Source organism: Xanthomonas sp. 3307 (assembly GCF_014199735.1).
GTDB lineage: Bacteria > Pseudomonadota > Gammaproteobacteria > Xanthomonadales > Xanthomonadaceae > Xanthomonas_A > Xanthomonas_A rydalmerensis.
In genome coordinates, this window is sequence record NZ_JACHOG010000013.1 from 1 (window position 1) to 19,196 (window position 19,196).

Sequence of the window (19,196 nt, forward strand, 5' to 3'; positions counted from 1 at the left end):
TCCTGCCCCTGCCGCGAACGGCGCACGTCCCTGTGCGCCGCCCCTTCGGGGTTTTTCCCCGGGCCGGCCGCCGCTTCGGAAGGGAACCCGGTAAGTCAAAAGCCAAAGCCACAGCAAAAGCATGAGCACAGCAACAGCAACAGCAACGGCAACGGCAACGGCAACGGCAACGGCAACGGCATGGATCAGCTTGCCCTGGTGCGGCATGGACACCCACGACACAACACCGATACCACTGCCCACACTTCGCCAGCACATACACCACCCGCCATCCACTACATCGGCCGAATTGCCGGCAAGCGAGCGGCACCAGCGCGCGCCATCCGCCTCGTAACTGCGCTACCGTTCACCCATGGCGCGCCCACCCGCCCATGCTGCCACCGGAGATGCCCATGCCCCTGCGCCATCGGTCCCCTGCCACGCCACTGCACGCCGGCCGCCACCGCGCCTGGCGCATCGGCCTGGCCCTGCTGTGCCTCCTGATCGCCGCGCCGGGCGTGGCCGCCGACAACGGCGCCGTGCCCGCCTTGCAGCGCGCGCAGCAACTGATCCTGGTATTGGCGCCGGACTGGGACAGCCCGCAGGGGCGGCTGCAGGCATTCGAGCGCGACGCGCACGGGTGGCACGCGCACGGGCAGGCCTTCGACGTGAGCCTCGGCCGCCACGGCAGCGCCTGGGGCCTGGGCCTGCATCCGGCACAAGCGGACGGTCCGCAGAAGCGCGAAGGCGACGGCCGCAGCCCGGCCGGGGTGTTCACCATCGGCGAGGCCTTCGGCTACGCGCCGCGTATCGACAGCGCCATGCCCTACCAGGCGATGCAGCAGAGCAACTACTGCATCGATGTGCCGGACTCGCCGCTGTACAACCGCATCGTCGACGCCGACAAGGTCGGTAACGCCGCGGTGGCCGGGTCCACCGAACCCATGCGCCTGGACCTGCAACACGACGGCGATCAGCGCTACCGCGAGGGCTTCGTGATCCAGCACAACGCGCAAGCCACGCCCGGCGCCGGCAGCTGCATCTTCGCCCACCTGTGGCGCGCCCCGGGCGCCCCCACCGCCGGCTGCACCGCGATGCAGCCGGCCGACATGCAGCGGCTGCTGGCGTGGCTGCAGCCGTCCGCGGCCCCGCTGTTCGTGCTGCTGCCGCGCAGTGCCTACCAGCGCTTGCGGGCCGACTGGGCACTGCCGGCCGTGGAGCCGGCACCGTGAGCCAGGCGCCCGCGCCCGGGCTGGTGCGTGCGGTCAGCCGTTGGCAGATCGTGGGGTTGTCGATCAACGACGTGATCGGCAGCGGCATCTATCTGCTGCCGGCGGCCACCGCGGCCCTGCTCGGGCCGCTGAGCCTGTGGGCGGTGCTGCTGGCCGGCGTGGCAGTGGCGCTGCTGGTGCTGTGCTACGCGCAGGCCGCCAGCTACTTCGACGAACCCGGCGGCAGCTATCTGTATGCGCGCGAGGCCTTCGGCCGTTTCGCCGGCTTCGAGATCGGCTGGATGATCTGGCTGACCCGGATCAGTTCGGCGGCCGCGCTGAGCAACGGCCTGGCCGATGCGGTGGTGCGCTTCTGGCCGGCCGCGGCCGGTGGCGGCGCACGCCTGGGCATCGTGGTCGGCTCGCTCGGTCTGCTCACCGCGATCAACGTGATCGGGGTGAAATCGGCCGCGCGCACCGGCGTGGCGCTGGTGATCGGCAAGCTGGTGCCGCTGCTGCTGTTCGTGGCGATCGGCGTGTTCTACGTGGACTGGTCGTGGGCGTTCTCGGGCAAGACTCCGGACCCGCGCGATGTCGGCAACCTGGGCGAGGCAGCCTTGTTGCTGCTGTTCGCCTACGCCGGGTTCGAGAACATCCCGGCCGCCGCCGGCGAGTACCGCAATCCGCGCCGCGACGTGCCGTTCGCACTGATCACCATGATCGTCACCGTCACCCTGATCTATGCCGCGGTGCAGGTGGTGGCGCAGGGCACGCTGCCCAACGTGGCGCAGTCGGCGACGCCGCTGGCCGATGCCGCCAGCGGCTTCGGCGGCGAGGCGTTGGCGTTGATCCTCACCGTGGGCGCCACCATCTCCATCCTCGGCACCACCAGCAACACGGTGATGCTGGGGCCGCGCTTCCTGTTCGCGCTGGCCAAGGACGGCTACGGCCCGGCGTTCCTGGCGCGGGTGCATCCGCGCTTCCGCACGCCGGCCGCGGCGATCCTGCTGCAGGGCGTGCTGTCGCTGGCGCTGGCCCTGTCCGGGTCGTTCGTGCAATTGGCGCTGCTGTCGATGGTCACCCGCCTGTTCGCCTACATCGGCACAGCGGCGGCGGTGCTGGTGCTGGCGCGGCGCTATGGTGACCGGCCCGGTGCGCTGCGCCTGCCGGGCGGGCGGTTGATTCCGCTGGCGGCGCTGTTGCTGGCGCTGGCGCTGCTGCTCAGCGCCAGCTGGCAGAACCTGGCCGCCGCGGGCGTGGCACTGCTGGTCGGTGCGCTGTTCTATCGATTCCCGCGCAAGGATGCGGCGTGAACGCCTTCACGCCGCTTTGCGCGCAGGTCACACGCGGATAACCGCGGCGCCCGGACGCTGGATGCCCACCAGCAAGAGCCGACCGCCATGAAACGACGCCGCGTCTACAGCGCTCCGGATCTGCCCACCGCCACCCGTGCGCTGCAGGCCGCGCGCGGCGCCGGCCTCGACAACGACGACCTGTCGCTGGTCGCCCGCGGCGACATCGAGCTGGAAGCCATCCCCGACGACCGCAAGGAAGGCAAGACCGACACCGTGCCGGCCGCCGCGCGCGGCGCGCTGGGCGGCGGTGCAGCCGGGCTGCTGGCCGGGTTGGCCGCGATCGCGGTGCCGCCGCTGGGCATCACCCTGGCCGGCGCCGGGGTCATGGCGATCGCCGGCGCCCTGGTCGGCAGTTGGTCCTCGGCCCTGGTCGGGTCCACCGTGCCGGACCCGGTGCGGCGCAACTTCGAAGAGGAAATCGAGGCCGGCCGCATCCTGGTGGTGATCGAAGGCGAGCCGGAACAGTTGGACGCCGCCGACGCGCCGCTGCAGGCGGCCGGCACCACGGCCTTGCCCTACGAGGCGGCGGCCGCCGCGCACTGAGGCCACGCCGGCGGCTGGGTACATTGCGCGAGACCTCGATGCTGCACAGGTCGTTGCGCTGGATGGTCTGCGAGACCTAAACGCCGCGAGAAGACTGCCATCGCGTCGTCATCGGTGGGCGCGCCGCTCATCAGACCGGCGGTAGCGACCGCATGCGCACCAACAGGCCGGCGGCGTAGACCAACCCATAGGCGATCAGCGCCGCGGCGATGCTCATGGTCAGCGGACTGGCGTTCTGCAGGGTCTGCGCGCTGCCGCCGGAGAACGCGCCGCTGGCCCAGCGCCAGGCCAGGCGCCCGAGCAACAGCACGCTCAGGGCGGCGCCGATCCACGGATTGGGCGTGTACCAGCGCGCGCCGTCCTGCAGCTCGATGCGGGTGTGGTGCAGGGCGAAGGCGCCCAGCGCGGCGCCGCCCACCGCGCCCAGCGCCATGCCCAGGCGCACGGCGGGCAAGTGCGCGGCCAGCCAGGTCAGCAGCGCCGCGACCAGCAGCAGGAACCCCAGCCGCACACCGGTGCGCCGCGGCTGCCAGGGCTGGCGGCCGAAGTAGCGGCGGATGCGCCGGTAATACAGCCAGCCGACCCCGGCCGTGGCCAGGTACGGGGTCAACAAGGCGATGCCGTTGGCGGCCATGGGGTGTGCCGGAAGAGAGGGAGGTGGCGGCGGATCGTAAGCCACCGGGCGCGCGGGCGCAGCCTGCCGGAAGGTATGAATGTTTCATATCGCGATCACGCCGCGCAGGGACCGGATTAACGGCCGCCTGGCTAGCGTGGAGCGCATTCACCACAACGGAGACCCACGATGAGCGTTCCGTATCAGATTCCCGGGCGCGCGCCCAACGACGAGGACCGCAGTACCGTCTCGCAGTATTGGCGCGATCGCTTCGCGGACGAGCCCTACTACAGCGAAGGCGAGCGGTTCGAAGACTACGAGCCCGCCTACCACGCCGGCCACGAGGCGCGCATCCGCGACTTCAACCGCGCCTACGAACAGGTGGAAGCGGAACTGCACCGCGACTGGGACCAGAACAAGGGCTCGCAGACGCTGAGCTGGAGCAAGGCCCGCCACGCGGTGCGGCGCGCCTGGGAGCGCGCTGGCAGCGGAGAATGACGCCGGCTTTCCGTGTTATCCGATGACCGCATGAAAAGCAGCGTAGGAGCGGCTTCAGCTGCGACCGGCAGGTGGCATCGACCATCAGACCGTCGCGACTGAAGCCGCTCCTACGACGCTGTCGTGGATGCAATGCCAGCATCCGGGAATGTGGCGACGAATTGCGGCCTAGCTTGAGTTGCTCCGGCTTGTCAGCACATCGGCGGCGAGGAGCACGTGGCCCGCAAAAAAAGGCGGGCGTCCTCTAACACAGGCGCGCAATTATCAGAACTTGCAGGAGCGGCTTTAGCCGCGACAGGCCTTCCCGAGAAAACCTGTCGCGGCTAAGCCGCTCCTACGACGCATGGGCGTCGCGTTTTGGGCGTCGCGTTTTTGTTGCACTCGCGCATCCGGTCTCTCGTAAATGACTGCCGGAACAGAGGGCCGTCGGCCGCACCATTGCCTGCGAGAGATCGAACAACCGTGTTGCTTTCTGGGTGACGTTGCACGCCCACCCACACCGCATGGGATCGCACCATCGTCAACGCGCACGAATGCCCTCGCCAGGCAGCGACGCAACCGCCGCTGCCTGGCGCGTGCGTCAACTCTCCAGCGGCTGCAACTTCAGCAAGCGTCCACCAGCGCCATCCTCGAGCAGCCACAGCGCACCATCCGGCCCCTGCTCCACTTCGCGGATGCGCTGGCCCATGTCGTAGCGCGCCGCCTCGCGTGCGGTCTCGCCGTTGAACTCGATCCGGACCAGCGACTGCGAGGACAGCCCGCCGATGAAGCCGTTGCCGCGCCATTGCGGGAAGCGGCTGCCGTTGTAGATGACGAAGCCGGCCGGCGAGATCACCGGCGTCCAACTCACCTTGGGCGCGGCGAATTCCGGGCGCGTGCTGTGATCGGGGATCGGGCGGCCGTCGTAATGGTCGCCATTGGACACGAGCGGGTAGCCGTAGTTGGCGCCGCGCTGGATCAGATTGAGTTCGTCGCCGCCAGCCGGACCCATTTCGTGCTCCCACAACCGGCCATTGGCGTCGAAGGCCAGGCCGAGCACATTGCGGTGGCCGAGCGACCAGACCTGCGCGGCGACGCCGCCGCGGTTGGCGAACGGGTTGTCGGCCGGCACGCTGCCGTCGTCGTTGAGGCGCACGATCTTGCCCAGGTTGCCGCTCATGTCCTGCGCCGGATCGAACTTCTGCCGCTCGCTGGAGCTGATCCACAGCTTGCCGTCGGGGCCGAACGCCAGCCGGTGGCCGAAGTGGCCGTTGCCGGACACCTTGGGCTGCTGCCGCCAGATCACCTGCTGCTGCGACAGGGTGCCGCCGCCGCTGGTGTCCAACGTCAGCTTGGCGCGCATCACCGCCGCGCCGCGGGTGTCGCCGCTGCCGGGTTCGGCGTAGCTCAGGTAGACCCAGCCGTTCTTGGCGAAGCCCGGATGCGGCAGCACATCGCCCAGGCCGCCCTGGCCGCCATAGGCCACCGCCGGGACGCCGCTGATCGTGCCAGTGTGGCCGCTGGCCGGGTCGATGCGCTTGAGCGTGCCGCCCTTCTCGCTGACCAAGGCGGTGCCGTCGGGCAGGAAGCTCATCGCCCACGGTTCGTTGAAAGTAGCGACCGGTGTCGCCGAGAACGGCCAGTCGCCGCGCCGCTCGGCCGCTTTGTCGGCGGGTGCGGCGTGTGCCGCCGAGATCGCCAGGCCCGTGGCCAGCGCGCAAGCCAAACCCAGGGGAGTACGTTGCATGACGTGCACCTATCGGTTGGGAGTGTCGAATCCCGAACCTAGCAGACGCCGCGTGCACGGCAAGCATGCCGCGGCCAGGGCGTGGCCGCGGTCACGTCACGGCGACGGGTCCGGTAGACACGTCGCGTATTCACGTCCATCGACGCGGCGGCGGCAGGCCTTGCCGCACTGCCGCGCCGCGGCGCTCAGGCCTGCGGCAGCAGTTCGAACGCGACCGGCTCGCCGCTGGCCGCCGACGCGCACACCCACAGGTCGAACAGGCCCGGCTCGGCCGCGCACTGCCCGTCGCGGCCGGTGAAGGCCAGCGCATGGCGGTCGAGAGTGAAGCTGACCTCCATGCCCTCGCCGGCCGCCAGCCGCACCTTGCGGAACGCCTTCAGCTCGCGCACCGGGCGCACCCGGCTGGCGACACGGTCGTGGATGTACAGCTGCACCACTTCCTCGCCCTCGCGCTCACCGACGTTGTCGATGCGGGTGGTCACGGTCAGGGTATCGTCCCAGCCGACCTGGGTGCGGTCGAGCTGCGGCGCGCCGTAGGCGAACTGCGTATAGCCGATGCCATGGCCGAACGGATACAGCGGCGCGTTCGGCACCTCGCGCCAGCGCGACTTGAACTCGCTCATCGTCGGCAGTTCCGGCCGGCCGGTGCGCGGGTGGTTGTAGAAGTACGGCTGCTGCCCACCGTCGAGCGGGAAACTCACCGGCAGGCGCGCGGACGGGTTGTAGTCGCCGAACAGCACGTCGGCCACCGCCGGACCGGTCTGCGTGCCCAGGTACCAGGTCACCGCGATCGCCGCTGCATCGCGCACCGCGCCCTGCAGCGCCAGCGCGCGGCCGTTGCGCAGCAGCACCACCAGCGGCGTGCCGGTGGCGGCCACCGCCTCGGCCAGCGCCTGCTGCGCCGGCGGCAGCACGATCTGCGTGCGCGACTGCGCCTCGCCGCTGTAGCGCTGCGGCTCGCCCAGCGCCAGCACCACCACGTCGGCGGCGCGCGCGGCGGCAACGGCCGCCTCGATGCCGCCGTCCAGCGGCGCTTCCAGCGCGCAGCCGGGCACCACGGTCAACGCCTGCGCGTCGTCCAGCGCGGCGCGCACGCCGGCTTCCAGGGTCACGTAGCGGCTCTTGTCGCCGAACAGGGTCCAGCAGCCCTCGATGTTGTCGCGGTCCTGCACGAACGGGCCGATCAGCGCGATCTTCTGCCCCTGCTTGCGCAGCGGCAGCACCGGGCCGTCGTTCTTCAGCAGCACGATCGAACGCCGCGCCGCGTCGCGCGCCAGCGCATCGTGCGCGGCGATATGCGACTGGTCGGCCTCGCGCGCCGGGTCCAGCGAGCGGTACGGATCGTCGAGCAGGCCGATCGCCTCCTTCAGTTCCAGCACGCGGCGCACCGACGCATCCAGCAGCGCCATCGGCACCTCGCCGTCCTCGACCAGCGACGGCAGGTGCGCGGCGTAGAAGCCGCTCTGCATGCTCATGTCCATGCCGGCCAGGAACGCCTTCTTGGTCGCGTCGCGCTCGTCGGCGGCATAGCCGTGCGCGATCAGCTCCATGTCGGCGGTGTAGTCCGAGACCACCACCCCGCGGAACTTCCATTCGCCGCGCAGGATCTCGGTCAGCAGTTCGTGGTTGGCGCTGGCCGGCACGCCGTTGATGTCGTTGAAGGAGGTCATCACGCTCAGCGCGCCAGCCTCGAAGGCGGCCTTGAACGGCGGCAGGTGCACGTCGCGCAGGGTCTGCGGGGAGATGTCGACGCTGGCGTATTCCATGCCGGCGGCGACCGCGCCGTAGGCCGCGAAGTGCTTGGGCGTGGCCAGCAGCGCATCGTCGGCGCGCAGGTCCGGCCCGTGGAAGCCGCGCACCCGTGCGGCGGCAAAGGCGCAGCCCAGCACCACATCCTCGCCGGCGCCCTCGGCACCGCGCCCCCAACGCTGGTCGCGGGCGATATCCACCGCCGGCGCGTAGGTCCAGTGGATGCCGGCGGCGGTGGCCTCGATCGCGGTGGCGCGCGCGGTGCGCTCGGCCAGGTCCGGCTCGAAGCTGGCGGACTCGCCCAGCGGGATCGGGAACACCGTGCGCATGCCGTGGATCACGTCCGCGGCCAGGATCACGGGAATGCCCATACGGCTCTCCAGCGCTGCGCGCTGGATCATGCGGCCGGACTCGGCGCCGCCGCCATTGAACAGCGAGCCGACCAGACCGGACCGCACCTGCTGCAGCACCTCGTCGGCATTGCGGACATTGGCTTCCGGATTCACGTCGGGGGCGAACGGGCGCACCATGTCGGCGAAAACGCCGAGTTGGCCGACCTTCTCCTCGACGGTCATGCGGGCGATGAGCGATTCGATACGATCCGAAGCCATGGGGTCCTTTGAGAAAACGTTTACATAGCCGCCAATTCTAGCTCTGCGGCCAGTCGATGGGGCAAGTTCCGGCACAGGAATCGCCTATTCATAAAACTGTCTACCGGCCGGGTCCGGCGCGGCCGCCGCGTACCATACGCCTACGCACGTGCACCGCCTAGGGGAAGGCGATGGTGGGCTAGGCATAGAAAGGCCCCGGCTGGCAAGGGCCACGCCGGGCCGCCGGCCTCAGGCCCGGCGGCGCCCCCGGGGCGCCTCAGGAGCTGAAGTAAGCCTCGGCGATGGCGTTGTGCAGGTGGCCGAGGTGGGTCTGGATCTCGTCCATGAACCCGGCCGGATTGTGCTGCGCCAGGTAGGCGGGGTCGGCGTTGCGCACCAGCCCGCTGATGCGCATCAGCGCGCGCTCCACCGGCGGCCGCGGCGGCATGGTCGGCAGGATGTGCTGGGCGCGGACCAGGCAGAACTGCACGCTGCGCGGGAAGTCGTTGTTCTGCAGCAGGAAACGCAGCGCCTGCTCGCCGGTGACGCGCTGCCGCACGTGCCGGCGGTACATCTGGTAGGCGGCCTGCGCGCGCAGCACGCTCATCCACTGCATCGCCTGGTAGGCCTCGCGATCGTCCGCCTTGCGCGGGGTGATCAGGCCCGAGGCGCCGGCATCGATGATGCGCGTGGTCATGTCGGCCTGCTCGATCGCCGTGCCCAGGCGCAGGAACTGGAAGCCGATGTCGCGGCTGACGTTGGCGGTCAGCAGCCCGGACACCTTCAGGCAGGCGTCGGTGACGTGGCCCAGGAACTCCATGCGGTAACGGCGGCCGACGCTGCGCTCGCCGTTGGCATCGATATACAGATGCAGGTCGTTGACCGCCTCCCAGATCTCCTGCGGCAGGGTGTCGCGGATGCCGCGCAGCAGTTCGCGCGCGTGCTGCACCGAGGTGCGCAGCGAGGACGGATTGCGTTCGTCCAGCAGCAGGAAGCGCACCACGTCGGCGTCGCCGACATCGTCGCCGGCGTTGGGGAACCACAGCGCGAAAATCTCGCCGGCGCCGACCGTGTCGATCATCGGCCGCCAGGCGAAGCGCACCGAGCGCGGCAGGTCCAGCTGCAGCAGGCTGCCCACGCCGACCAGCCGCGCGGTGGTCTCGGCGCGGCGCACGTAGCGGCTGAACCAGTAGAGGTTGTCGGCAACGCGCGAGAGCATCAGTCCAGTTCCTCGTCCAGGTCCACCACCCAGGTGTCCTTGGCGCCGCCGCCCTGCGAGGAATTGACCACCAGCGAGCCCTCCTCCATCGCCACCCGGGTCAGCCCGCCGGTGGTGACGTAGACGTCGTCGCGGGACAGGATGAACGGGCGCAGGTCCAGGTGCCGCGGCGCCGGCCCGGCGTCGGTCACGATCGGCGCGGTGGACAGGCCCAGGGTCGGCTGCGCCATGTAGTTGCGCGGGTCGGCCAGGATCAGCTTGCGGAACTGCTCGCGCTGGCGCGTGGTCGAGCGCGGGCCGATCAGCATGCCGTAGCCGCCGGACTCGTTGGCCGGCTTCACCACCAGCTCGTCCAGATGCTCGAGCACGTACTGGCGGTCCTTGTCGTCATGGCACAGGTAGCTGGGCACGTTGGGCAGGATCGGCTCCTCGTCCAGGTAGTAGCGGATCATCTTCGGCACATAGGCGAACACCACCTTGTCGTCGGCCACGCCGGCGCCCGGCGCATTGGCCAGCGCCACCTTGCCGGCGCGCCAGCTGCGGATCAGCCCGGCCACGCCCAGCACCGAGTCGGCGCGGAACGCCTCCGGATCCAGGAACAGGTCGTCGACCCGGCGGTAGATCACGTCGACCCGGCGCGGCCCGTACACGGTGCGCATGTAGGTGCAATCGTCGTCGGCCACGAACAGGTCGTCGCCCTCGACCAGCTCGATGCCCATCGCCTGCGCCAGGTAGGCGTGTTCGAAATAGGCGCTGTTGAAGATGCCCGGAGTCAGCAGCGCGATCACCGGCTGGTCGCCCGGACGCGGCGACAGCGCCGCCAGGGTGTCGTACAGCTGCGCCGGGTAGTCGTCCACCGGCAGGATCGCGCTGGTCTCGAACAGTTCCGGGAACACCCGCTTGGCGACCATGCGGTTCTCGAGCATGTACGACACGCCGCTGGGGATGCGCAGGTTGTCCTCCAGCGCGTACAGGGTGCCGTCGGCGTCGCGCACCAGGTCCGAGCCGCACACGTGCGCCCACACCCCCAGCGCCGGCGTGATGCCCACGCACTGCGGGCGGAAGTTCACCGAGTGCTCCAGCAGCATCGCCGGGAACACCTTGTCCTTGACGATGCGCTGGGCGCCGTAGATGTCGCCGATGAACAGGTTGAGCGCGCGCATGCGCTGCTTCAGCCCGGCCTCGGTGCGCTGCCATTCGTGCAGCGGGATCACCCGCGGGATCAGGTCGAACGGCAGCGTGCGGTCGACGTTGCGGCCGTCGGAGTAGACGGTGAAGGTGATGCCCATGACCCGCGCGGCGACGTCGGCGGCGAGCTGGCGCTCGGACAATTCGCGTCCACTGAGGCTGGACAGGTACTCGATGACCCGGCGCGCAGCCGGACGTGGCCGCCCACCGGACTGGATCAGCTCGTCGAAGGTGGCCGTGCGGTACTTGCTCCAGTCCATCGCGCCCCTTGTTGCTGCGGGCCGGCGGCGAGAAGCGCCGGCATGTTGTCCCGCAACATGCCCGCAGACGTGACGGCCGTCAAGCGGACGGCGGCGGCACGGCGTCCGGGGCGCGGCGGATGCGTGCGCTGTCCATGAACATGGCGTCGCTGGAGGCCTGGAACACGCGCAGGTCGAAGTTGGGCAGGATCGCCAGCAGGTGATCGAACAGGTCCGCCTGGATCTGCTCGTACATCGCCCAGCGGGTGTCGTTGGCGAAGCAGTACAGCTCCAGCGGCAGGCCGTTGGCGCCGGGCTCCAGTTGCCGCACCAGCAGGGTCATGTCCTGGCGCACGTGCGGGCTGGCGCGCAGGTAGTGCTCGACGTAGGCGCGGAAGGTGCCGAGGTTGGTGATCCGGCGGCCGTTGATCGGCGCCACCCCACGCTCGGCCAGCGCCCCGTTCCAGGCGCCGATCTCGTCGCGCTTGCGGTCGATGTACTCGCGCAGCACGGTCAACTGCCGCATCTGCTCGATCTCGGCGGCGTCGAGGAAGCGCACGCTGTGCTGGTCCAGGTACAGCGCGCGCTTGATCCGGCGCCCACCGGACTCGCTCATCCCGCGCCAGTTCTTGAACGAGTCGCTGATCAGCTTCTTGGTCGGGATGGTGGTGATGGTCTTGTCCCAGTTCTGGACCTTGACCGTATGCAGCGCGATATCGATCACGTCGCCGTCGGCGTTCTGCTGCGGCATCTCGATCCAGTCACCGACACGGACCATGTCGTTGGAACTGATGGTGACGCTGGCCACCAGCGACAGCAGGGTGTCCTGGAACACCAGGATCAGCACCGCCATCATCGCGCCCACGCCCGACAGCAGGATCACCGGCGACTTGTCGACCAGCACCGACACCATCAGTACCGCCGCGACCACGCCGAGCACGATCTTGAGCAACTGCATGTAGCCCTTGATCGGCTTGTTGTGCGCATCCGGGCGCCGCTCGTAGACGTGGTTGAGCAGATCCAGCATGCGCGACACCGCCAGCGCCACGGTCAGCACGATGAAGGCGGCGCAGACGTTGCGCACCACGCTGACCATCACCGCCGGCAGGTGCGGCACCGCGCCGATGCCCAGCGACAGCACCAATGCCGGGATCACGTTGGCCAGGCGCGGGATCACGCTCAGCTTCACTTCCTTGTCGCTGAGCACGGTGGCGCGCAACGCCCGCCGCAGCCCGCGCAGCAGGATCCGTTTGGTCACCCAGTTGGCCAGCCACGCCGCCAGCAGCAGCGCCGCGATCACCATCGCGTCGTAGGCCCAGGGGTACGGCGCCAGCGTGTGCTGCAGGTGGGCGAAGAAGTTCGCGCCGGGCGCCGCCGTCGGCGCGGCGCTGGCGAACGGCGGCAACGCCTGCACCCTCATGCGCGGCTGCGCTCGATGATGACCCCCACCGCCTGCGCCCCGCGCACCGCGCCCGGCTTGCTCAGCTTCAGCCGCAGCCACTGCACGTCGAACTCGTCCAGCACCGCCGCCGCGCAACGCTCGGCCAGGGTCTCGACCAGGCCGTAGCCGGACTGCTCGACCAGTTGCACCAGGCGCTTGCTCACCGCCTTGTAGTTGAGCGTATCGGCGATGTCGTCGCTGGCCGCGGGCTTGCGGTTGTCGAAGCCCATTTCCAGATCGAAGCGCAGCGTCTGCCGGATCCGCCGCTCCCAATCGTAGATGCCGATCAGCGCGTCGATTTCCAGACCTTCGATGAAGACTTTATCCATGAGGAGCCGGGATTGGGGAATGGGGATTGGGGAATGGTAAGAGCGAAAGGCGAAAGCAAAGCAAAAGCAGAGGCAGGAGCGGAGCCGCGTTACGAATCCCCAATCCCGAATCACGAATCCCGCGCCGCCGCCAACGGCGGCAGCGTGGCCATGTCCCAGCGCGGCGTCACCTGCACCGCGGATGCGGCGTCGTGCAGCCCGGCCTGCAGGCGCAGGGCGCCGGCGAAGGCGATCATCGCGCCGTTGTCGGTGCACAGCGCCGGGCGCGGGAAGCAGGCGCGGCCGCCGCGCGCCTGCGCCATCGCCTGCAGCTTGGCGCGCAGGCGCAGATTGGCGCCGACGCCGCCGGCCACCACGATGGTGTCGCTGCCGGCCGCCTCCAGCGCGCGCTCGCACTTGATCGCCAGCGTGTCCACCACCGCATCCTCGAAACCGCGGGCGATGTCGGCGCGCACCGCCTCGGACTGGTCGCTGTCGCGCCAGGCCAGCAGCACCTGGGTCTTGAGCCCGGAGAAGCTGAAGTCCAGGCCGGGCCGGTCGGTCATCGGCCGGGCGAAGCGGAACCGTCCCGGGGTGCCCTGGGTAGCCAGCGCCGCCAGTTGCGGGCCGCCCGGATACGGCAGGCCCATCAGCTTGGCGGTCTTGTCGAAGGCCTCGCCGGCCGCATCGTCCAGGGTCTCGCCGAGCAGGCGGTAGCGGCCGATGGCCTCCACCGCGATCAACTGGGTGTGGCCGCCGGACACCAGCAGCGCCACGAACGGCGGCGCCGGCACCCCGTGCACCGGGTCCGGATCCTCCATCAGCGGCGCCAGCAGGTGGCCTTCCATGTGGTGCACGCCGATCGCCGGCACCTCCAGCGCCCAGGCCAGGGCCCGCGCCACGCCGGCACCGACCAGCAGCGCGCCGACCAGGCCCGGGCCGGCGGTGTAGGCCACCCCGTCCAGGTCGCGCACCTGCAGGCCGGCCTCGGCCAGGGTCTGGCGGATCAGCGGCAGCAGCTTGCGCACGTGGTCGCGGCTGGCCAGCTCCGGCACCACCCCGCCGTACTCGGCGTGCAGCGCGATCTGGCTATACAGTGCGTGCGCGCGCAGCGCGGCCGCCCCGGAGCGGGTGGTGTCGTAGACGGCGACGCCGGTTTCGTCGCAACTGGATTCGATGCCGAGAACGTTCATACGCTGCATTGTGCGGCCGAATCGGCGGCAGGCCAAACGGGGTGCTTGCAGCCGCGAAAACTGTCGCTATAATGTGCGGCTCGCCGGGCGTGACCCGGTCACCATTGTGTCCCGGAGATTCCATGCCCAGCGTTAAAGTCCGCGAGAACGAGCCCTTCGAGTTTGCGCTCCGTCGCTTCAAGCGCACCTGCGAAAAGGCCGGCGTGCTGGCCGAAACCCGCAAGCGCGAGTTCTACGAAAAGCCGACCCAGGAACGCAAGCGCAAGGCCGCTGCCGCGGTGAAGCGCCAGCTGCGTCGCACCTCGCGCGACGTCACCAAGCGCCAGCGTCTGTACTGAGGATCGCGGCCTGCGGTAGCGGGTGTGCCGGTTTCGGCATCCGCTACGGTAAGCCCACGAAGCCGGCACGCGCAAGCGTCGCCGGCTTTTTGTGCGTCTGCGGTTTTGACCAGGCGCTCCGCCCTGCGCGGGATCCCGGTCGCGCACCTGTTCCCTCGGCGCCCGTATGCCGCCTCGGCCACACGGCCCGCGCCAGCGCGCCTGCCTAGAATGCCCTTCCCCTTTTCTCTATCCCTGTGGAGCCCCTCATGACCCTCAAGCAGCAGCTCACCGACGACATGAAGGCCGCGATGAAGTCCGGCGACAAGCACAGCCTGGGCGTGATCCGGCTGATCAACGCCGCGATCAAGCAGAAGGAAGTGGACGAGCGCGTGGAGATGGACGACGCCGCGGTGATCGCGGTGATGGACAAGATGGTCAAGCAGCGCAAGGACTCGGTGAGCCAGTACGAGGCCGCCGGCCGCGACGACCTGGCCAAGGTGGAGCGCGAGGAGATCGTGGTGATCGAGCGCTACCTGCCGAGCAAGATGGGCGAAGCCGAGATCGTCGCCGCGATCCAGGCGGCCATCGCGCAGACCGGCGCCGCCAGCCCGGCCGACATGGGCAAGCTGATGGGCGTGCTCAAGCCGATGTTGGCCGGCAAGGCCGACATGGGCCAGGTGTCGGTGCTGGTCAAGCAGCAACTGGCAGGCTGACCGGACTGCCGGACTCGCGGACGGCGGGTTTCACCCGCCTTTCGACGCCGGGCTGCTACAACGCCCGGCAAGCCCGCGCACTCTTTCAGCGCGCAGTGCGGGACTGGCGTTGCGACGCCGCGCGCCGAAGGTCCCGCGCCCATGTCCCTGCCCCTGTCGTCCGATCGCCTGCACAAACATCTCGACCGCCTGCAGCAGAGCCTGCCGGCCGCGCTGGTGCGGCGCTTCGTCGAGATCGACGTGATGACCCAGGCGGCGTCGCTGTCGTTCTACGCGCTACTGTCGCTGGCGCCGCTGCTGGTGCTGCTGCTGTGGCTCACTGCCTCGCTGTATCCGCAGGCGCAGGAAGCGCTGATCGCGCAGATCGGGCAACTCGCCGGCCACGGCGCGCGCGAAGTCGCGCAGACGGTGATCGACAACGCCAAGAACCAGCCCAACGTCGGCTCGCTGGCGGGCCTGTGGAGCACCCTGCTGCTGTTCGTCGGCGCCACCGCGGTGTTCGCGCAGCTGCAGAATGCGCTGAACCTGATCTTCCGCACCGACAAGCAGCGCCTGGACGGCATCCTGGCCTGGCTGAAGAAGCGCGTGTTCTCCTTCGGCGTGGTGCTGGGCCTGGGCTTCCTGCTGCTGATCTCGATGATCCTGACCACCGTGCTGCAGGTGGTGTTCGCGCGGATGCCGTCGCTGCTGCCGGCGGTCGGCTACATCTCGACCCTGGCGATCTACGTGTTGGCCTTCGCCGTGCTCTACCACTACCTGCCCGACCGCCGTGTGCAATGGCGCCAGGCGGTCATCGGCGGCGCCATCACCGCCTGCCTGTTCGTGGCCGGGCGCTACGCGATCGGCCTGTACATCGCCACCGCCGCGCCGGGCAGCGCCTACGGTTCGATGGGCGCGCTGGTGATCCTGCTGGTGTGGATCTACTACGCCACCGTGGTGTTCTTCGTCGGCGCGCTGATCACCGCGGTGATCGACGAGCGCCTGCGCTCGCACAGCAAGCTCACCGCCGCCGGGATCGACCCGCGCAGCGCCGCGCAGGCGCCACCGACGCCCTGATCGCACGGCGCTGAACCGCGCAGGCCGCTCGCCCAGCGTGACGGCGCACGCGCGTGGCATCCTATGCGGATGGCCCGCATCCCCGACGCATTCATCGACGACCTGCTCGCCCGCACCGACATCGTCGAGGTGGTCGGCACGCGCGTGCCGCTGAAGCGCCAGGGCAAGGAATACGCGGCGCGCTGCCCGTTCCACGACGAGCGCTCGGCCTCGTTCACGGTGTCGCCGACCAAGCAGTTCTACCACTGCTTCGGCTGCGGCGCGCACGGCACCGCGATCAGCTTCCTGATGAATTACGACCGCCTCGAATTCCTCGACGCGGTCGACGAACTGGCCAAGCGCGCCGGCATGGAAATCCCGCGCGACGCCCAGCAGCGCGGCGCCGCCCAGGCCGCCGGCGACGACCACCGCGACCTGTACTCGGCGCTGGAAGCGGCGGCCAAGTTCTTCCAGCGCCAGCTCGACGGCAGCGAGAAGGCGCGCGCCTACCTGGACGGCCGCGGCGTGGACGCCGAGAACCGCGCGCGCTTCCAGATCGGCTACGCCCCGGACGGCTACAGCGCGCTCAAGGACGCGCTGGGCACTGACGAGCGCCGGCTCAAGCTGCTGGACCGCGCCGGGCTGCTCTCCAAGAACGACCGCGGCCACGTCTACGACAAGTTCCGCGACCGGGTGATATTCCCGATCTTCGATCGTCGCGGCCGGGTCATCGCCTTCGGCGGCCGCGTGCTCGACAAGGACGACGGTCCCAAGTACCTGAACTCGCCGGAGACCGCGCTGTTCCACAAGGGCCGCGAACTGTACGGCCTGTGGCAGGTACGCCAGGCCAACCAGAAGATCGAGCGGCTGATCGTGGTCGAGGGCTACATGGACGTGGTCTCGCTGTTCCAGTTCGGCGTCACCCAGGCGGTGGCGACGCTGGGCACCGCAACCACGCCGGACCACGCCGAACTGTTGTTCCGCAATGCGCCGGACGTGTTCTTCTGCTTCGACGGCGACGCCGCCGGGCGCCGCGCCGGCTGGAAGGCGCTGGAATCGGTGCTGCCGCGGATGAAGGACGGGCGCCAGGCGTTCTTCCTGTTCCTGCCCGACGGCGAGGACCCGGACACCATCGTGCGCAAGGAAGGCGCCGCGGCCTTCGACGCGCGGCTGGTCCAGGCCACGCCGCTGTCGCAGTTCTTCTTCGACGAGCTCTCCCGCGAGATCAACCTCGGCACGCTCGACGGCAAGGCACGCCTGGCCGAACGCGCGCGGCCGATGCTGGCGCAGATTCCCGACGGCGCCTTCGGCGATCTGATGCGCCAGCGCCTGGCCGAACTCACCGGCATCGGCGCCGCCGCACCGGCGGCCGCCACGGCCGCGGCAAGCAGGCCGCCGCCGCGCGCGCCGCGCCCGGCGCACAAGCGCAGCCTGGTCCGCGAGGCGATCGTGCGCCTGCTGCAGGCGCCGTCGCTGGCGCTGGACCTGCCGCCGCCCTACCCGTTCGCCGGCCTGCGCCTGCCCGGCATCGAGCTGATGATCGAACTGCTGCAGATCGTGCATGCGCGTCCGGAAATCACCACCGGCGCGCTGCTCGAACACTTCCACGAACGCGAGGAACTGGCCGCGCTGCAGAAGCTGGCGGTGCAGGAGATCGCCGGCGAGACCGCCAGCTGGCGCCAGGAGCTGCACGATGTGGTCGTGCAGTTGGAAAAGCAGACATTGCAGCAGCGCCTGGAGGAACTGACCGCCAAGCAGCGCGCGCAGGGACTGGACGAGACCGACAAATACGAACAGCGCGAACTGCTCAAAGTGCTCGCGTCGTTGCGCTGAGTCCGGCGGGGGACCCGTGTACCCCCGTCCGGGTGCTGCCGGGCCTCCGTCGACGATGGCGATCGCACCTGGCGATCGCCATCATCCTCCAAGCATGCAGCACGCCTTTGCGTTGCTTGCCCTGCGCGGTGCGGTGCGGTGCCTAGGACTGCGCCGTCGACGCGCGCACATCCGCGTCGAGCCGCGTCAGCAGGGCGTACAGCTCCGCATCTGCGTCCAAGTCTGCCGTTTGCCGCTCATGCGCTGGCGGCACCACCGGGATGAGGCGATTCGCGATCAATGCGGAATACGCGGTCGTATGCTGGTTTTTCGCTTGCTCCAGGAATTGAAAGGCGCTGGTCGGGATGCCTGCCAACGTGCCGATAAGCTGCTGGTTGACGATCTGGGTGTAAGCGATACCGGAAGAGAGCGACTTTCTTTTCGCGTTGTCCACGGCAAGATCGATCGTCACGAACGACTTGTTGTCGTAGATCGTCTTGATCTGCTCCAACATCGTCGTGTTCCAGGCGTGCGGCACCACGTCGTACGAATTCCACAGATCGCGATTCCACACTTGATAGGTGTTGCCGGTGGTTGGCGGCAGCGTCGATTTGCACAGCCCCGCAAAGGCGGCATTGCCCGGCGTTGCGCCCGCAGTGGGATAGCAGTACACCGCCTTGCAGGCGTCCAGCCGATGGGTGCTCTTGAACCAAGTGGCCATGGTCGGCGACAGTGCGCCGCCCAGGCTATGCCCGGCGAAAATCACGCTTGCGCCACTGCTCGCCACCTTTTTCAGATACGCGTCCAGCGTGGCGCCCGGCGACACGCCGGAAGGCGGACTCACCATGTTGAGCAGATGCCAGACGCCCAGCGCCGTGCCCATCGAGATGACCGTGCTTTTTTCCGTCGGATTCAGCAGTTGCGCCGGCGGCGTACTCGCAGTGGGATCGTAAGTCGCGAAGTCGACTACGCTGGCGACATCGAAGTCCTCCATCATCCAGTCGTAGGAAGAAAGCGGATTGGTCGCGGCGATCGCCACGACATACACGTCCCCGGCCAAGTCGCCCACATTGCTCGCCTTGGCCACGAACATGGCATTGTCCGAGCGATCGGACTTCTCCCCCTGCCAGACCTGCGGCCCCCACACCAATTCCCAGGTACCGATCGCCGCCTGTGCAGGCGGCGAGGCCAGCGTCGCAACCAGGACCTTCTGATACTCGGCCTGCAGTGCTTGCGCGGTGCCGGTCTGCGTGCTGACCCAATTGGCCAGCGTCGAAAGCGCGAAAACGGTCTGATACTGATCGTATTGCATGTGCGTGCTCCTGATCCCTGGAGAAGCGGGAGGCGCTGGCGCATGTGCAACGCGCAGCGTGCCCGATGCGCTCCCCCAACCGGTCGGGCGAAGGCAATCTAGCAAGCTGCCGATACGCGCATTCGACCAAAGCCGCCGGCACCGCAACATGT

18 protein-coding genes are annotated in these 19,196 nt (G+C 69.2%); 8 read left to right on the forward strand and 10 right to left on the reverse strand.

All coding sequences use genetic code 11. The features are described from left to right. Positions 1-207: hypothetical protein (locus tag GGR64_RS20745; RefSeq protein WP_221236307.1), on the reverse strand; the 207-nt coding region annotated here is incomplete at its 3' end. A 185-nt stretch (positions 208-392) separates the two neighbouring features. Here GGR64_RS20745 and GGR64_RS19985 point away from each other — a divergent pair. From GGR64_RS19985 to GGR64_RS19995, 3 genes are all read left to right on the forward strand, one after another. Then, a complete protein-coding gene (locus tag GGR64_RS19985; RefSeq protein ID WP_184648040.1) occupies positions 393-1,211 on the forward strand; it encodes a L,D-transpeptidase family protein in 819 nt (272 codons plus the stop codon). Further along, positions 1,208-2,503 (forward strand): APC family permease, encoded by a 1,296-nt coding sequence (locus GGR64_RS19990; RefSeq protein ID WP_184648042.1) that lies wholly within the window; start codon positions 1,208-1,210, stop codon positions 2,501-2,503. Before GGR64_RS19985 ends, GGR64_RS19990 begins: the two co-directional genes overlap by 4 nt. An 87-nt stretch (positions 2,504-2,590) precedes the next feature. After that, positions 2,591-3,088 carry a hypothetical protein gene (locus GGR64_RS19995; RefSeq protein WP_184447392.1) on the forward strand — a complete coding sequence of 166 codons (498 nt, stop codon included), beginning with the start codon at positions 2,591-2,593 and terminating at the stop codon, positions 3,086-3,088. Positions 3,089-3,218: 130 nt separating this feature from the next. Here the strand turns inward: GGR64_RS19995 and GGR64_RS20000 are convergent, their stop codons facing one another. Next, positions 3,219-3,722, reverse strand: coding sequence for a hypothetical protein (locus tag GGR64_RS20000; RefSeq protein ID WP_184648044.1), 504 nt, complete (start codon positions 3,720-3,722; stop codon positions 3,219-3,221). A 168-nt stretch (positions 3,723-3,890) separates the two neighbouring features. On the opposite strand from GGR64_RS20000, the gene GGR64_RS20005 reads away from it, so the two are divergent. Continuing rightward, positions 3,891-4,199 carry a hypothetical protein gene (locus tag GGR64_RS20005; protein ID WP_184648046.1) on the forward strand — a complete coding sequence of 103 codons (309 nt, stop codon included), beginning with the start codon at positions 3,891-3,893 and terminating at the stop codon, positions 4,197-4,199. 580 nt (positions 4,200-4,779) lie between these two features. On the opposite strand, the gene GGR64_RS20010 is transcribed toward GGR64_RS20005, so the two are convergent. The 7 genes from GGR64_RS20010 to tsaD form a co-directional block, all read right to left on the reverse strand. Continuing rightward, positions 4,780-5,925 (reverse strand): PQQ-dependent sugar dehydrogenase, encoded by a 1,146-nt coding sequence (locus GGR64_RS20010; RefSeq protein ID WP_184648048.1) that lies wholly within the window; start codon positions 5,923-5,925, stop codon positions 4,780-4,782. Between the two features lie 185 nt (positions 5,926-6,110). After that, positions 6,111-8,285 carry a glycoside hydrolase family 3 N-terminal domain-containing protein gene (locus GGR64_RS20015; RefSeq protein ID WP_184648050.1) on the reverse strand — a complete coding sequence of 725 codons (2,175 nt, stop codon included), beginning with the start codon at positions 8,283-8,285 and terminating at the stop codon, positions 6,111-6,113. Between the two features lie 256 nt (positions 8,286-8,541). After that, positions 8,542-9,483, reverse strand: coding sequence for an alpha-E domain-containing protein (locus tag GGR64_RS20020; RefSeq protein WP_160968786.1), 942 nt, complete (start codon positions 9,481-9,483; stop codon positions 8,542-8,544). Continuing rightward, positions 9,483-10,931: a circularly permuted type 2 ATP-grasp protein gene (locus tag GGR64_RS20025; RefSeq protein WP_184447397.1), complete on the reverse strand. Its 1,449-nt coding sequence runs from the start codon at positions 10,929-10,931 to the stop codon at positions 9,483-9,485. The genes GGR64_RS20020 and GGR64_RS20025 overlap by 1 nt, the downstream gene beginning before the upstream one ends. A 79-nt stretch (positions 10,932-11,010) precedes the next feature. After that, positions 11,011-12,213, reverse strand: coding sequence for a mechanosensitive ion channel domain-containing protein (locus GGR64_RS20030; RefSeq protein ID WP_255421596.1), 1,203 nt, complete (start codon positions 12,211-12,213; stop codon positions 11,011-11,013). Positions 12,214-12,326: 113 nt separating this feature from the next. Then, the gene (gene folB / locus GGR64_RS20035) at positions 12,327-12,680 is read right to left on the reverse strand and encodes a dihydroneopterin aldolase (protein ID WP_160968792.1); all 354 of its coding nucleotides are present in this window, start codon (positions 12,678-12,680) and stop codon (positions 12,327-12,329) included. 110 nt (positions 12,681-12,790) lie between these two features. Continuing rightward, on the reverse strand, positions 12,791-13,852 hold the full coding sequence (gene tsaD / locus GGR64_RS20040) for a tRNA (adenosine(37)-N6)-threonylcarbamoyltransferase complex transferase subunit TsaD (protein ID WP_184648052.1): 1,062 nt from the start codon (positions 13,850-13,852) through the stop codon (positions 12,791-12,793). A gap of 122 nt (positions 13,853-13,974) precedes the next feature. Here tsaD and rpsU point away from each other — a divergent pair, with 122 nt between their 5' ends. From rpsU to dnaG, 4 genes are all read left to right on the forward strand, one after another. Then, a complete protein-coding gene (gene rpsU, locus GGR64_RS20045) occupies positions 13,975-14,190 on the forward strand; it encodes a 30S ribosomal protein S21 (protein ID WP_003465342.1) in 216 nt (71 codons plus the stop codon). A gap of 248 nt (positions 14,191-14,438) precedes the next feature. Continuing rightward, positions 14,439-14,885 carry a GatB/YqeY domain-containing protein gene (locus tag GGR64_RS20050; RefSeq protein WP_160968795.1) on the forward strand — a complete coding sequence of 149 codons (447 nt, stop codon included), beginning with the start codon at positions 14,439-14,441 and terminating at the stop codon, positions 14,883-14,885. Between the two features lie 141 nt (positions 14,886-15,026). Beyond that, positions 15,027-15,941, forward strand: coding sequence for a YihY/virulence factor BrkB family protein (locus GGR64_RS20055; protein WP_160968796.1), 915 nt, complete (start codon positions 15,027-15,029; stop codon positions 15,939-15,941). Between the two features lie 69 nt (positions 15,942-16,010). After that, a complete protein-coding gene (gene dnaG / locus GGR64_RS20060) occupies positions 16,011-17,753 on the forward strand; it encodes a DNA primase (RefSeq protein ID WP_184648054.1) in 1,743 nt (580 codons plus the stop codon). 142 nt (positions 17,754-17,895) lie between these two features. Here dnaG and GGR64_RS20065 read toward each other — a convergent pair whose 3' ends face one another. Then, positions 17,896-19,044, reverse strand: a complete 1,149-nt coding sequence (locus GGR64_RS20065; protein ID WP_160968800.1) for a hypothetical protein — start codon at positions 19,042-19,044, stop codon at positions 17,896-17,898. Between the last annotated feature and the right edge of the window lie 152 nt (positions 19,045-19,196).